The following is a 13,698-nucleotide window of genomic DNA, read 5'->3' on the forward strand; positions in this document are numbered from 1 at the left end:
CCTCCGTAGTCCTGTCACAGAGAACGCCCCACGGCCTCCTCACGGTTCCGCCCCAGCCTGACCGGCGCCCCCAGCCGGTCCGCGAACCGGGTCAGCCGGGACCTGCGGGCGCGCTGCGCGCGGGTGTGCAGGTCCAGCTCCTCCAGCAGCCGCTTCGAACGGTGCTCGATGTCCATCTCGTCGAGGATGCGGTCGACCTCGGTGAGCACCGCGCCGTGCAGCTGCCACTGGCTCGCGTCCCGCTGCACCTCCTCCAGCAGCAGCTGCGCCAGCTTGTCGCGGGTGGCCGCCGCCTGCCGCAGCTCGGCGGTGAGCCGGGACTCGGCCGACTCGGCGCTCACGCTCACATCGGTGGTCACCAGCACCGCATAGCTGACCACGGCGTCGGAGATCTCGGACAGCAGCTGCTGCACCAGCGGACCGGTCTGCGACGAGAAGAGGGGTTCGGGCTCGCGCGCCTTGGTCAGGTCGGTGAAGGTGCGGGCCAGCACCCGCAGCACGACCGTGCAGATCTCCAGTGTGTCCAGCCCCGTGCGCAGCACCACCCGGTGCAGCAGGCCCTCACGCACCCGGGGGTTGAGCCGCAGGCTGTCCTCGGCCTGCCGCAGTGCGGCGTCCACGTCGGCGATGTCGTGGTCCAGGCGGCGCGCCTCGTGCAGCCGGGCGGCCGTACGCTCCACCGGGGGGCGACCGGCCACCTCGTCGCCCATGTGCAGCATCAGCTGCCGCATCCGGCGCGCCAGCCCGTCGATCGACTCGCCCGCGCGTTCGGTCCACACCGGGGGAGCGAGCAGCAGATTGCACGCCATGCCGACCACCGCGCCGATCAGCGTCTCCACGATCCGCGCCCAGCCCGTGCTGCCGACGGTGGTGACCCCGAGGACCAGCATGGCGCTGATCGCCACCTCGGCCACGAACTCGTCCACCCGCACCAGGTGCCCGACGGCGAGCCCGGCCAGGATCACCAGTGCCAGGCTCCACCAGGTCAGCCCCACCAGCAGGGAGAAGGCGATGGCGACGAGCACCCCCGCCACCACCGAGTTCACCCGGCGGATGCTGGTGGTCAGCGTGGCGAACAGGGTGACCTGGACGACGAGCAGAGCCGTCAGGGGAGCGGTCAGCGGTGCCGGCTCAGGGCTCAGCTGCTTGGCGATGACGTACGCGATCGTCGCCGCGACCGTCGACCGCAGCGCCTGAACGACGACGGGGTCCCGGTGCCGGCGCACCAGTCGTAGCAGGGGTGCCGTCCACTCACGTACATCTCGCATCCCTTGCGCTGTTCCCCGTTCACCCGCGCATCGAACGTCCCGCCCTCACCGGCGCATCGGACGGACGTCCGCGCTCACCGGCGCATCGGACGCCCGGTGCCCGCCTCGGCATCGGCCCTCCCGCGCCGGTGCCCTGCGGGCCGGTCCCGGTGGTCAGGCGTCGAGCTTGTCGAGGAAGGCGGACAGATTGCCGGTCGCACGGGCGATCTGCTCCTGGACGGTCAGGCTCTCCTCGAAGCGGGCCCCGGAGTCCGGGACCTTCTTGCCCCGCACGTACAGGGAGCAGGCCAGGTCGGTGCACATGTACACACCGACCGAGTTGCCCTCGCGGCCGGCCGCGCCGGCCTTGCGGGCGGTCATCAGGGACACCCCGCCGCCGCGGTGCGTGGTCAGGCACACCGAACACATGCTGCGGTGCAGGAAGCCGCGCTGGGAGGACGGGAAGCGCAGGGCGATGCCCACCAGGCCCCCGGCCCGCTCGGTCACCAGGTAGCTGCGGTCGGGCGCGCCCGGATCCCGCCAGCCCAGGAAGTCGAGGTCGTCCCAGGGGCGCTCGTCGAGATCGCGCGGCACGGCCAGGCGCCTGGCCTCGCCCTTGGAGCAGTTGACGAAGGAGTTGCGGATGTCCTGCTCGGTGAGTGGTCTCATGGGAGGCTCCGGTGCGTCGGGGGCATCGCACGTCAGCGCGCGCGTGCCTAAAACTTTTAGTTTCACGCCTAGGGTAAACAGCTTTCGGGAGGGGATCCAATGGATATCGAGGGCGTGCGCCCCCGGCGGGCGCGGGCCGCGCTGCGGCATGTCACCGGGCTGTCGACGGGCCCGGCCGTCGATCCGGACCTGCGCATCACCCTGAACCTCCACCCGGACCGGCTCTGCGGCGGGCTGCCCGTCCTCCAGGCGCTCGCCCGCGACGGCGCGTACCACTCGCAGTTCGTGACCGGTACCAGCAACGGCGGTCTCACCGCGCACCCCGGCGGCGACCGATGGCGCTGGGAGAGCCGGATCTTCGGCGGCGCCTACGACGACGCGCCGGCGACCGAGCGGCCCGTCTACGGCGCCCTGGACTTCCGCCGCCAGGTGGTCGGCGCGGCCCCGCGGTTCGGTTCCTCGCACTTCCGGCTCACCGCGGCGGCGCTCGCCCGCGCCACCTTCTGCTACCCGGACAGCGCCGCCGAACCCGCCGACTTCGGCACCGCCGCCGCGATGCCGCTGGTCGCGCTCGCCGAGGCCGACGAGCGGGACGCCCTCGACGACTACATCGAGGCCCAGGTCCACGGCGGGGTCGACCTCGCCCGGGACGTCGAGGCGCTGGTCCTGGACGCGAGCTACCGGGGCACGTCCGTCGAGGCCGACGCCCGGAACCTGCCGTGCCCGCTCGCATGGCACCCCGGCTACCGGATCACGGTGGCCGCGCTGCGCCGCCACGCCGACTACCGCGGCCGGGAGTACGCGGACCTCGGCGCCCGGATCGCCGAGGACGGCCGGCTGGACCCGAGGATCATCGGCGAAGCGGCCCGCACCGGCCGGTACGCGGCGCAGGACCTGAAGATGGTCTGGCACACTCTCGCCCGGCACGGGGCGCCCGAGGGTGCGGGGACGGCGTGCGTGCCTCGGGTGAGCGCGGGTCACGCGCCCTGATCGGTCCCACGTCTTAATTTATTACGTGGACTAAGGGTGCGAAGAAGTCGCGCCATCATGGCTCGCAGCGGTATGTTGCAGGTCGGGATGGGTCGGGATGGATTCGGACAAGGGAGCCACATGGCGGGGCGGAACGGGCGCACGGTGCGCGATCTCAGGCGGGGCAACCGTACGGCCGTCCTGCAGAGGCTGTACTTCGACGGCCCCCTCAGCCGTTTCGAGCTCGGCCCGGCCACCGGGCTGAGTTCCGGTTCGATCAGCAACGTCGTGGCCGACCTGATCGCCGACGGCCTGGTCGAGGAGGCCGGCAGCGTCGACTCCGACGGTGGACGCCCGCGCACCCTGCTGCGCGTGGCCCCGGACAGCGGTCACATGATCGGTGTGGACGTCGGCGAGACCCGGGTGCGCATCGAGCTCTTCGACCTCACCCTCACGGAGCTGGCGCGCGCCGAGCGGCCGCTCGCGGCGCAGCGCTACGACGTCGAGGTGATCACCGGGCACATCCGGGACGGGATCGCCGAGGTCCTGGCCGCCGCCGGGCCGCCCCCCGAGCGGCTCCTCGGTGTCGGCATCGGCGTCCCCGGCATCGTCGAGCGCACCGGGGACCGGGGCGCCGTCGTGCACGGGCAGACCATCGGCTGGGACGCGGTACCCCTGGAGGCGCTGCTCCGCGGCGGCTCGCAACTGCCGGAGAACATCCCGTACTTCATCGACAACGGCGCCAAGACGCTGGGCCAGGCCGAGATGTGGTTCGGCGCGGGGCGCGGCGCGGGCAACGCGGTCGTGGTGCTCTTCGGCTCCGGCGTCGGCGCCTGCCTGGTCACGCCCGAGGTCGAACGCGGCCGGGCCGTCGAGTGGGGACACCTGACCGTCCGCGTCCGGGGCCGCCGGTGCCGGTGCGGAGCGCTCGGTTGCCTGGAGGCGTACGCCGGCGCGGAGTCGCTGCTGGCCCGCTGGCGCGAGGAAGGGGGAGAGCCGCCGCGCGGCACCGACGAGGAGACCGCGCTGACCGCCATGCTGGCCGCCGCCTACCCGCCCGAGGGCACGGCCGCCGACCCCGTGGCGCTCGCCGTGCTCGAGGAGACCGCCGAGTACCTGGGCGCCGGTCTGTCCGACCTGATCAACCTGTTCCAGCCCGAGCGCATCCTCATCGGCGGCTGGGCGGGCCTCCAGTTGGGGGCCCGCTTCCTGCCCGCCGTACGCCGCCACGCCACGGCGTACGCCCTGCGCCATCCGGCCGAGAAGGTGACCGTCGAACTGGGGCGCCTGGGTCCCGACGCGGTCACCGTCGGAGCGGCCATCCTGCCGCTCGCCGACTTCTTCGCCCGGGGCGGCCGCCGCGCCGAACCGGAGCCGGAGGACCGGCTCCCGGCCTGGCGGGCGGCGCTGGACGAGCGCGGGTCATAGGACCGCGAGAGTACCTACCCGGCGCGTCAGCGCTTGCGGGCCACGCCGCCGTGGATGTCCGTGGGCGCGGGGTCCGTGCCGGGCTCGGGGCGCCACAGCGGGCAGGAGACGATGCCCGGCTCGACCAGCTCGAGCCCCTCGTAGTAGGCGGCGAGCTGCTCCGGGCTGCGCAGGACGTACGGGATGGCGCCGGTGTCGTCGTAGCCCTGCTGGGCCTCCTTGAGCGCCTGGTCGGTGTCGGTGCTGTCGTAGTGGACGAAGCAGCTGCCGGAGGGCAGGGCGGCCTGGAGGCGGCGGACGATCGACTTCGCCTCCTCGTAGTCCTGGATGTGGCCGAGGATGCCCATGAGCATCAGGGCGACCGGCCGGTCGAAGTCCAGGGTCTTCGCGGCCCGCTCGATGATCCTCTCCGGGTCGTGCAGGTCCGCGTCGATGTACTCGGTGACACCCTCCCGGGTACTCGTGAGCAGGGCCTGGGCGTGACGCAGCACCAGCGGGTCGTTGTCGACGTACACGATGCGCGACTCGGGGGCGAGGCGCTGGGCGACCTGATGGGTGTTGTCGTAGGTCGGCAGCCCGGTGCCGATGTCGAGGAACTGGCGCATGCCGAGTTCGCCGGTCACATAGGTCACCGCGCGGATCAGGTACTGGCGGGAGGCGCGGGCCATCGTCTCGATGGTGGGCGCGTGCTCGCGGTAGGCGTCGCCCGCGATGCGGTCCACCTCGTAGTTGTCCTTGCCGCCCATCCAGTAGTTCCAGATACGGGCCGAGTGCGGCACCGTCGTGTCGATCTTGGACAACGCGTCCTGGTCGGGGGTGAGCCGCTCGTCTGCCATGGAGTTCTCCTGCTGTACGTCACACGCGGTCTGCGGTCCGTCCAAGCTACCGTCAACGTCCGTACGGATGGCTCGAGTTGGTGATTCGCTCCCTCACCGTGGGCGATGGGGGCGGAGCGGGACCACCCGCACGGCGGGAGGTGTCGTGCGGGTGGTCCCGCGTGGTCGGGCCGGCCGGCGGCCCGGGCCCGGTTCGGCCGGGGCCCGGCCGCTGTCCGGCCCTGGTCCGGTCGCGGTCCCCGGGTCAGTCGACCAGGAAGTCCGCCAGGCCCGCCTTCGCACCCTCGAGAAAGGTGATCATCTCTTCCCGGGTGTAGATGAGCGCGGGGCCGTCGGGGTCGGTGGACTGGCGCACGGCCACCCTGCCGTCGGGCAGGCGCTTGGCCTCGACGCAGGAGCCGCCGTTGGTGCCGCTCCAGGGCTTGTGCCAGCCCTCGCGGCCCAGTTCGCCGGCGGGCATGCCGTTGCGGACGGGGACGCCGGATGCCTTGGATGCCATGGATCACAACTCCTTACGCAGTTCGGCCAGGATCTCCCTGGTGCGGATGACCGGTTCCGCCTGTACGGACATCCGGTCCAGTACTTCGAGGTAGGCGACGACGTCCTCCGGACGGTCGTAGTAGACGGACCCCGCGAGGTTCTCGGTGTAGACGACGTCGGGCAGTTCGGAGAATCCGAAGCGGAAGTGGTGGAAGGGGCCGTAGGCGCCCGGGTGGGCCCCCACGGCGAAACGCATGATCTGGATCCGCACCTTCGGCACGTCCAGGGCCTCGACGAGCCGGTCCAGTTGGGCCCGCATCACCTCGGCCCCGCCGACGGGACGGCGCAGCACCGTCTCGTCCAGGATGGCCCACAGCACCGGGGCGTCCGGCTTGGCGAGCAGGTCCTGGCGCCTGACGCGCAGGTCCACACGGCGGGCGAGCCCCTCCTTCGACTCGTTGGGGAAACCCACGCGCAGCAGCGCGGAGGCGTACTCGGGCGTCTGCAACAGGCCGGGGACGTAGTGGGGTTCGTAGAGGCGGATGACGCTCGCCTCGCTCTCCAGGCTCACATAGGCCTTGAACCACTCGGGCAGTACGTCGCGGTACTTGTACCACCATCCGGGCTTGTTGGCCTCCCTGGCCATCGCGGCGAAGTCGTCGATCTCCGCGGCCGGGACCCCGTAGGCGCGCAGCAGCTCCCTGACGTACGGGATACGCAGCCCGACCTCGGCCTTCTCGATGCGGCGGACCGTCAACGGGGTGACCTCGATGGCCCGTGCCGCGTCCTCGAAGGACACTCCGGCCTGCTCCCGCAGTTGGCGCAGGCGCTTGCCGAGGACCATCCTCAGGACCGTGGGCGCGCTGCCCCCAGAGCGGTTCTCGCTCACTCCTGACCTCCTGGAACGGCCCGTCACAGCGTGCAGTGTGCCATGCCGTCCGCGCCCAGATACAGGGTGATGCGCGACTGTCTGAAATTATCAGAACGCAGGTTGCGAGCTGAGTGTGTGCCACATCATAGTGATCCGGGGAGCTGCCGCACCGGCCGCCGTGATGACGGCCAACTGGACGCGGGGGCACCGGAGCTGATGATCCGACAGGTACGGTGCCCGCCCCCCACCGCACGGGACTGCGAGGCGAGACCTGGATGACCACCGTGACCGACGGACAGCCGAACGCCGAGGACGGCCCGGTCGGCTGTGGCACACCGACCGCTCTGGTCCGGCCCCCGGGGGCCACCGGCGTCACCGGGGCACCCGAGCCCGGGGCACCCGAGTCCGGGGGACCCGCCCTGGACGACCCCGTCCCACGGGGCGGGCCCCCTCACCCCGGCCGCCTGCGCTCCACGGTGCCCGCCGACCCTTCCTGGGCGTCGGCGGTGCGACGCCTTGTGACGGAACACCTCACCGGGCTGCGACTCCCGGCCGACCAGTGCGACAGCGCGGTGCTGGCGACGGACGAGCTGTTCGCCAACGCGGTCAGACACGCGAGCACCGACCCGCGCGACACGGTCACGCTCACCGTCGAGTGGAGCGCCCGTGGCCTGCGGGTGACGCTGGCCGACCGCTCGCCGGCGCTGCCCCGGCTCCGGACGGCGGATCCCGGGGCCGAGTCGGGGCGCGGGCTGTCCATCGTGGCCGCGCTCGCCGACGACTGGGGGACGGCGCCGCCGGAGCCGGGCCGTCCGGGCAAGCGCGTGTGGTTCACCCTGCGGCGGCGAGGCGGGACGTCATGACGTACGACGAGTCGGTGCCCGGCGAGCGGGCCGCTGGCCGGGCAGGGGCCGGTGACCCCGTGCCGGGCCGTCCACCGGCCGGTGATCCGATGCCGGGCCGACGGCCGGTCGCCGGCCCGCTCCCGGGTGGCCCCGTGACCGGGGAGCGCACCTACGGCGGCCCGGTGACCGGCGATCGGGCCCACGGCGGCTCGGTGCGCGCGGAGTCGGCGACGCGCGGAGCGACGGTACCGCGTCAGGGCGGCGGCGTGGCGGGAGGTGCGGGCCCCACGGCGCCGCATCGGCGCACGGGCGCGAACGGGGGAGCGAGGGGCGTGGGAGAGCCCGCGAGCCGGGCGGCGTACCCGGACCGTGCGGTGGACACGGTCTCGGCGGCGGCCCGGACCCTGCACCCGTGCCCGGCGCCGTCCGACACACCGGGCGCGAGGGCCCCGGTGACGGTGGAGCGCCCGGCGGCCGCCTTCGTGGGGACACCTGTCACGGCCATCGTGGCGGAGGCGACGCGGCGGCGGGCCGCCCGGCCGGCGCCGGCCCGGCATCAGCGGCGGACGCCGGGGCCGTACCCCGAGGGTGGAACCGCGCAGGCACCGGCAGCCGGGATCGTGCCCGCACCCGCCCCGGACGCATGTCCGGAGGCGCACGCCGACCACTCGCCGCCCGTGGCCGGCGCCGTGGGCGACCTGCCCGCGGAGCGCGCCTCGGCGCTGGCGGCCGAGCTGGTCCGCAGGGCCGGCGAGGACCGGGAACTGACCCGGAAGGCGGGCAGCGCCCCCACTCCGGAGCGTCGGCGCCGGGTCGCCGAGTGCCACCGCGACAACGCCGAGGCCCTCGCGACGATCGTGCGGCGGCACGGCTGGCCGGCCGCGGACCTCGTGGGACCGGCTGCCTCGACCGCCGCCTTGATGATCCTGCTGCACGCCCCCGACCTGCGCTTGAGGCTGCGATGCCGGGATCTGATCGCACAGGCGGCCGCCGACGGCCGCTGTCCCGCCGTCCACCTCGCCTACATCGCCGACCACTGCGCCGTGGAACTGGGCGAGCCGCAGTACTACGGGACCCGGATCAACCCCGTGACGCTGCGCCCGTACCCGGTCCGGCGGCCGGAGACCCTCGACGAGCGCCGGCAGGACGTCGGCCTCGGCCCGCTGGAGGAGCAGATGAGGGCACTGCGGCTGCGCCGCTGACGCGGTCGAGAGGTTTCGCGGGTCACGGGAGAGGTACCCGCGCCTCGTCCTTCGAGGGACGGACGCGAAAGGAGCACGCCGTGACCGAGCACCGCCGAGAGGCCCCCGGCGAGACCGGCCGGCCGGTGCCCCGCGACATGCCGGACCAGCAGGCCCGGCCGGGCGAGGACCCCTGGGACGCGGCCCAGTCCAGCGCCCGCCGGCCCGCCCGCACCGAGTCCGGCACCGACGAGGACGTCCCCGACACCGACGAGGCGGGCACCGGCCGCAAGGGCAGCCCGAACGCGGCCACCGTGCACCCCGAACATCCCGCGCCGGACGAGCCGCCCGGCTGACGAGCCGCGCACCCGCGTCCGCCACGACGGGCGCGGCCGATCGGGGCCGGCGGCTGTCGCCCGCGTCGAGCGCCCATCGGGTGCCCGTCCGGGCATCGGGTGCCCGTCGGGCTCAGCCGACCTTGCGGCCTTGCATGGGCGCGGTGTCCAGGCCCTCACCGCGCCGCAGCCCCTGAAGGAACTCCTGGATGACCTCGGTCGCCGTGCGCTCCGGGCGCCAGCCCAGTTCGGTGTGCGCCCGTGTGCAGTCCATCAGGGGAAGGCGGAGCACCGCGTCGAAGAGCTGGGGCGAGGCGGGCAGCAGGTGCAGGCCCCAGGCGGCGGCGATCGCGGAGCGTGCCGCGGCCCGCGGCAGGCGTACGGGCCGGGTGCCCAGCAACTCGCCCAGTACCTCGGCGTCCAGCGGCGGGTCGGCGGCCAGGTTGAAGGCTCCCCGCACGTCGTGCCGCAGCGCCAGCCGGTAGGCCTCGGCGCCGTCGTCCGTGTGCAGGGCCTGCACGCGCAGGCCCGGGATGTCCGGCAGGAACGGCAGCAGCTCCGGCCGTGCCAGCGGCCCCGGCAGGAGCCGGCCGCTGAAGATGCGGCGCTGCTCGCTCGCCGACTCCGCCTTGAAGAGGAACGCCGGGCGCATGCGCACCACCCTGACGTCCGGGTGGTCCCGCTCGAAGGTGTCCAGGGCCCGCTCCAGATACGCCTTCTCCCGGGTGTACGCGGCGTCCGGCCAGCCGTGGGTCGGCCACGACTCGTCCACGGCGTGGTCCTTCGGCCCCGGGGAGTACGCGCCGACCGATGACGCGTGCACCAGCACCGGCACATGCGCGGCGGCCACCGCGTCGAACACCCGAATGCTGCCGAGCACATTGGTGCGCCAGGTCGTCGCCGGATCGTGGGTCGGCTGGAACGCCCAGGCCAGGTGGATGACGGCGTCGGCGCCCTCGAACTGCCCGGCGAGTCCGGCCTGCTCGGACGCGACGTCGACCGCCACCCACTCCGTCTTGGGCGGCGACCACCGCGGGATCCGGCGGGCGAGGCCGCGCACCGAGGCGACCTCCGGATCCTCGGAGAGGAGGCTGACGACGCTGGTCCCGACGTTGCCGGTGGCGCCCGTGACGACGACCCTGCTGCCCGACGCGCTGCTCACCTGCGGCTCCTCTCGGCGGGGCGGACGGTGCGGACCCCCGAGTACCCGGTCCGCACCGATCCACCCGACCCGGTCGACATGTCCGATCGGCCACGCCCGATCGGCCGGCGCGGTCGAACGCCCGGTCGACACATCGGATCAACCCGGTGGAACGAGGCAGCCGTTGGGCCCGACGCCGTCGGGGTCAGCCCCGGTCCCGGGACGCGAACGCGTTCACGCCGGTCAGCTCCGCTGAGAGGTCCCACAGGCGGGCCGCCTGGGCGGGGGCGACGGCCCAGTCCTTGACTCCGCCCCGCTCGTCGCCCTCCTGGGCCGGTTCGGCGATGTCACAGTCCTCCAGGTAGACGCCGCCCAGGCCGTCCAGTTGTGGGGAGGTCGCGGCCCAGACCTGGGTGGCGGCGCCCTGCTGCGGGGTCTTGAAGCCGGCGGGGTTCAGCACGGTGCCGTTCTCGTCGATCCAGCCGCGCTCGATCATCTCCTCCTTCGGGATGTGGCGCTGGAGCGGGGTGAGGATGCCGCCAGGGTGGAGGGCGAAGGCCCGGACGCCACGGTCGCGGGCGAGGGCGTCCAGGTGGACGGCGAACAGGACGTTCGCGGTCTTGGCCTGGCCGTAGGCCTGCCACTTGTCGTAGCCCCGCTGCCAGTGGAGGTCGTCCCAGCGGATGCCGGAGAAGTGGTGGGCGCGCGAGGAGACCGAGACCACGCGGGCGCCGCCCGGCTCGATCGCCGGCCACAGCCGGTTGACCAGCGCGAAGTGGCCGAGGTGGTTCGTCGCGAACTGGGCCTCCCAGCCGGGCCCCACCCGGGTCTCCGGGCAGGCCATGATGCCGGCGTTGTCGATCACGATGTCGATGGTGCGGCCAGAGGCCAGGAACCGCTCGGCGAAGGCGCGGACGCTGTCCAGGTCGCCGAGGTCGAGCTCGTCCACCTCGGCATCTTCGACGCCCTCCAGCGCCTCCCGCGCGGCGGCGGGCCGGCGGGCGGGGACGACCACGTGGGCGCCCACACGGGTCAGCGCGCGCGTGGTCTCCAGGCCGAGGCCCGAGTAGCCGCCCGTGACGATGGCCAGCTTTCCGGCGAGGTCGATGCCGTGGAGGACGTCGTCGGCGGTGCTCGTCGCGCCGAAGCCCGAACCGATCTTGTGCTGTTGCGTAGTGCTCATGCCGGGAACGCTACGAATTGGAGTGCTCTCGAAGTCAAGCGCCCACAGTTCGACGTCGGGCGCCGACGGCGTCGGCTGGGGAGAGGCGGACAAGAGGCGGACAGAGGAAAGCCCCGACCGGACGGGGGAATCACGGTCGGGGCGGTCAGGGTGTGGGCACGCATGGCGGTCGCCTCTCGGCGAGACGCTCCACAGGGCTTCAGCCGAACGATCGTCCCTGTGGGCAATAGGTGAGGCCCGGGGACACTGTCCCATCCGCACCCACGCTCGGTACAACGGGGCACGCCGGTCCGGTGTTCCGGCATCTGCGAGGTTATGTGGTGATCTGTATCACTCCGATGTGATCCGATGCGGCGCGATGTGATCCGATGCGGCGCGCGCGGCATGGTCAACCGGTGCCGCCGAAGGGGCCGGCCGGGAGGGACGACAGGAGGTGGGCGGGGTCGTCGTAGACGGCGTGCGCCCCGGCCCCTTCCAGATCGTCGCGCGGGATGCCGCCGCACAGAACCCCCACGCAGCGCACCCCGGCCCGGCGGCCGGCCCGCATGTCCCAGACGGTGTCGCCGACGAACACCGCCCGTTCGGCGGGCACCCCGGCCAGTTCGAGGGCGTGCTCGACCGGCTCGGGCGCGGGTTTGCCCTCTTCGACGTCGTCGGCGCTCGCCGTGGCGGCGATGGCGTCGTCCGCGTCGATCGCGCGGCGCAGCGCGCTCAGCTCCGGGCCGCTCGCCGAGGTGGCCAGCACCACGGTCCAGCCGTCCTGGTGCAGGCGCCGCAGCAGCCGCCCGGCGTCGGCGAGGGCGGGCAGCCGGTCGAAGTACTGGGCGTACAGCGTGGTGTGCGCCGCACTGAGCCGGGCGTCCTGGTCCTCGTCGCGGTCGTCGCCGAGCAGGTGTGCGATCAGGTCGGTGGAGCCGAGCCCCACGGACCGGTGGATGGCGTGCATGGGCACCCGGTGACCCGCCTGCCGGAAGGCCTCCCACCAGGTCGTGACGTGGAGATGGTTGGTGTCGACGAGCGTTCCGTCGACGTCGAACACGGCGGCACGGTCCACCATCGGCGCATCCCCTCGCTCACGTCGGTTGCCAAGGAGGCCCGGGTACCACGTCAGGCGCTCGCCACTCCGGACGGCGTCCGGCGCTCCCGCGCCCAGGCGAGCAGTTCCTCCCGTGACCAGGTGGTCACCACGCGCTCGGGCGGCACCCCGCACTCCTCGGCCCGCGCACAGCCGTGGATCTGCCAGTCCAGCTGGCCCGGCGCGTGCGCGTCGGTGTCGACGGCGAACAGCACGCCCGCCTCGACCGCGCGGCGCAGCAGTCGCCGCGGCGGGTCCAGCCGCTCCGGGCGGCTGTTGATCTCCAGGGCCGTACCGGTCTCGGCGCAGGCCGCGAACACCTCGTCCGCGTCGAACTCCGACTCCGGCCGCCCCCGCCCGGTCACCAGCCGTCCGGTGCAGTGGCCGAGCACGTCGGAGTGCGGATCGCGGACGGCGGCCACCATCCGGCGGGTCATCGAGCGGGCGTCCATCCGCAGCTTGGAGTGGACCGACACGACGACCACGTCCAACCGCGCCAGCAGTTCCGGATCCTGGTCGAGCGAGCCGTCCTCGAGGATGTCGCACTCGATCCCGGTCAGCAGCCGGAACGGGGCCCAGGTCTCGTTCAGCGCGGCCACCACCTCCAGCTGCTCGCGCAGCCGTTCCGAGGACAGTCCGCGGGCCACCGTCAGCCGCGGTGAGTGGTCGGTGAGCACCGCCCACTCGTGCCCGAGGCCCGCCGCGGCCCGGCCCATCTCGTCGATGGGGCTGCCGCCGTCCGACCAGTCGGAGTGCACATGGCAGTCCCCGCGCAGCCGCGCCAGCAGCTCCCGGCCGCCGTCGGCCAATGGCTCCCGCGCCTCGTCCTCCAGTTTCCGCAGATAGCCGGGCACGGTTCCGGCCAGCGCCTCCCGCACCACCTGCGCGGTCTTCGGGCCGATGCCCCTGAGCGACTCCAGCGTGCCGGCCGAGGCGCGCTGCGCGACCTCCTCGGCCGGCATGTCCGACAGCGTGCGCGACGCCGTACGGAAGGCGCGCACGCGGTACGTCGGCGCCCGCGACCGCTCCAGCAGGAAGGCGATCCGGTCCAGTGCCTCGACGGGGTCCATCACCACCTCCGTCACCAGGGTTCCCCACGTTTGCCCGGGACGCCCCTCGGGTACTGCGATGCCTCGTCCAGGAGGCTGCGCAGGGACGCAGCGCGGGAGGAGTGCGCCATGTCCGCTTCCACGTCCACGCCGGCCGTCGCCAAGGTGGCCGTGATCACCGGATCGGATTCCGGCATCGGCCGTGCCACCGCCGTCCGGCTGGCCGAGGCGGGGCTGGACATCGGCATCACCTGGCACAGCGACGAGAAGGGCGCCGAGGAGACCGCCGAGGAGGTCCGGGGGAAAGGGCGGCGGGCCGCCGTCACCCGGATGGACCTCACCCGGCTGCCCGCCGCCGCGGGCGCCCTCGACGAGCTGGCCGCGGAGCT

The 13,698-nt window shown here is 73.5% G+C and carries 15 protein-coding genes; 6 read left to right on the plus strand and 9 right to left on the minus strand.

All coding sequences use genetic code 11. From position 1 onward, the window contains the following. Window positions 1–14 precede the first annotated feature (14 nt). Complete coding sequence (locus tag ABZ484_RS01965) at window positions 15–1,268, minus strand: aromatic acid exporter family protein (protein ID WP_358863938.1); 1,254 nt, start codon at window positions 1,266–1,268, stop codon at window positions 15–17. 153 nt (window positions 1,269–1,421) lie between these two features. Further along, complete coding sequence (locus ABZ484_RS01970; RefSeq protein WP_358863939.1) at window positions 1,422–1,916, minus strand: FBP domain-containing protein; 495 nt, start codon at window positions 1,914–1,916, stop codon at window positions 1,422–1,424. A gap of 99 nt (window positions 1,917–2,015) precedes the next feature. On the opposite strand from ABZ484_RS01970, the gene ABZ484_RS01975 reads away from it, so the two are divergent. Both ABZ484_RS01975 and ABZ484_RS01980 read left to right on the plus strand, forming a co-directional pair. Then, complete coding sequence (locus tag ABZ484_RS01975; RefSeq protein WP_358863940.1) at window positions 2,016–2,906, plus strand: DUF3626 domain-containing protein; 891 nt, start codon at window positions 2,016–2,018, stop codon at window positions 2,904–2,906. A 120-nt stretch (window positions 2,907–3,026) separates the two neighbouring features. After that, window positions 3,027–4,313 (plus strand): ROK family protein, encoded by a 1,287-nt coding sequence (locus tag ABZ484_RS01980; protein WP_358863941.1) that lies wholly within the window; start codon window positions 3,027–3,029, stop codon window positions 4,311–4,313. Window positions 4,314–4,339: 26 nt separating this feature from the next. On the opposite strand, the gene ABZ484_RS01985 is transcribed toward ABZ484_RS01980, so the two are convergent. The 3 genes from ABZ484_RS01985 to ABZ484_RS01995 form a co-directional block, all read right to left on the minus strand. After that, window positions 4,340–5,149, minus strand: coding sequence for an SAM-dependent methyltransferase (locus ABZ484_RS01985; protein WP_358863942.1), 810 nt, complete (start codon window positions 5,147–5,149; stop codon window positions 4,340–4,342). 244 nt (window positions 5,150–5,393) lie between these two features. Beyond that, window positions 5,394–5,648: a DUF397 domain-containing protein gene (locus ABZ484_RS01990; RefSeq protein ID WP_358863943.1), complete on the minus strand. Its 255-nt coding sequence runs from the start codon at window positions 5,646–5,648 to the stop codon at window positions 5,394–5,396. A 3-nt stretch (window positions 5,649–5,651) separates the two neighbouring features. Beyond that, window positions 5,652–6,518, minus strand: a complete 867-nt coding sequence (locus ABZ484_RS01995; protein ID WP_358863944.1) for a helix-turn-helix transcriptional regulator — start codon at window positions 6,516–6,518, stop codon at window positions 5,652–5,654. A 257-nt stretch (window positions 6,519–6,775) separates the two neighbouring features. Between ABZ484_RS01995 and ABZ484_RS02000 the strand changes: the two genes are divergently transcribed. The 3 genes from ABZ484_RS02000 to ABZ484_RS02010 all read left to right on the plus strand — a co-directional run bounded on the left by ABZ484_RS02000 (window position 6,776) and on the right by ABZ484_RS02010 (window position 8,882). Further along, window positions 6,776–7,363: an ATP-binding protein gene (locus tag ABZ484_RS02000; RefSeq protein WP_358863945.1), complete on the plus strand. Its 588-nt coding sequence runs from the start codon at window positions 6,776–6,778 to the stop codon at window positions 7,361–7,363. Between the two features lie 314 nt (window positions 7,364–7,677). After that, complete coding sequence (locus tag ABZ484_RS02005) at window positions 7,678–8,547, plus strand: DUF6624 domain-containing protein (RefSeq protein ID WP_358863946.1); 870 nt, start codon at window positions 7,678–7,680, stop codon at window positions 8,545–8,547. Between the two features lie 80 nt (window positions 8,548–8,627). Continuing rightward, on the plus strand, window positions 8,628–8,882 hold the full coding sequence (locus ABZ484_RS02010) for a hypothetical protein (RefSeq protein ID WP_358863947.1): 255 nt from the start codon (window positions 8,628–8,630) through the stop codon (window positions 8,880–8,882). Between the two features lie 112 nt (window positions 8,883–8,994). On the opposite strand, the gene ABZ484_RS02015 is transcribed toward ABZ484_RS02010, so the two are convergent. The 4 genes from ABZ484_RS02015 to ABZ484_RS02030 form a co-directional block, all read right to left on the minus strand. After that, window positions 8,995–10,023, minus strand: a complete 1,029-nt coding sequence (locus tag ABZ484_RS02015; protein ID WP_358863948.1) for an SDR family oxidoreductase — start codon at window positions 10,021–10,023, stop codon at window positions 8,995–8,997. A gap of 184 nt (window positions 10,024–10,207) precedes the next feature. After that, window positions 10,208–11,185, minus strand: coding sequence for an SDR family NAD(P)-dependent oxidoreductase (locus ABZ484_RS02020; protein WP_358863949.1), 978 nt, complete (start codon window positions 11,183–11,185; stop codon window positions 10,208–10,210). A gap of 388 nt (window positions 11,186–11,573) precedes the next feature. Further along, window positions 11,574–12,239, minus strand: coding sequence for an HAD family hydrolase (locus ABZ484_RS02025; RefSeq protein WP_358863961.1), 666 nt, complete (start codon window positions 12,237–12,239; stop codon window positions 11,574–11,576). A gap of 53 nt (window positions 12,240–12,292) precedes the next feature. Beyond that, on the minus strand, window positions 12,293–13,330 hold the full coding sequence (locus tag ABZ484_RS02030) for a PHP domain-containing protein (RefSeq protein ID WP_358863962.1): 1,038 nt from the start codon (window positions 13,328–13,330) through the stop codon (window positions 12,293–12,295). Window positions 13,331–13,438: 108 nt separating this feature from the next. On the opposite strand from ABZ484_RS02030, the gene ABZ484_RS02035 reads away from it, so the two are divergent. Further along, the coding region (locus tag ABZ484_RS02035; protein ID WP_358863950.1) for an SDR family NAD(P)-dependent oxidoreductase at window positions 13,439–13,698 on the plus strand (260 nt) is incomplete at its 3' end.

It is taken from the genome of Streptomyces sp. NPDC006393 (assembly GCF_040628575.1).
In the GTDB taxonomy this organism is placed as follows: domain Bacteria; phylum Actinomycetota; class Actinomycetes; order Streptomycetales; family Streptomycetaceae; genus Streptomyces.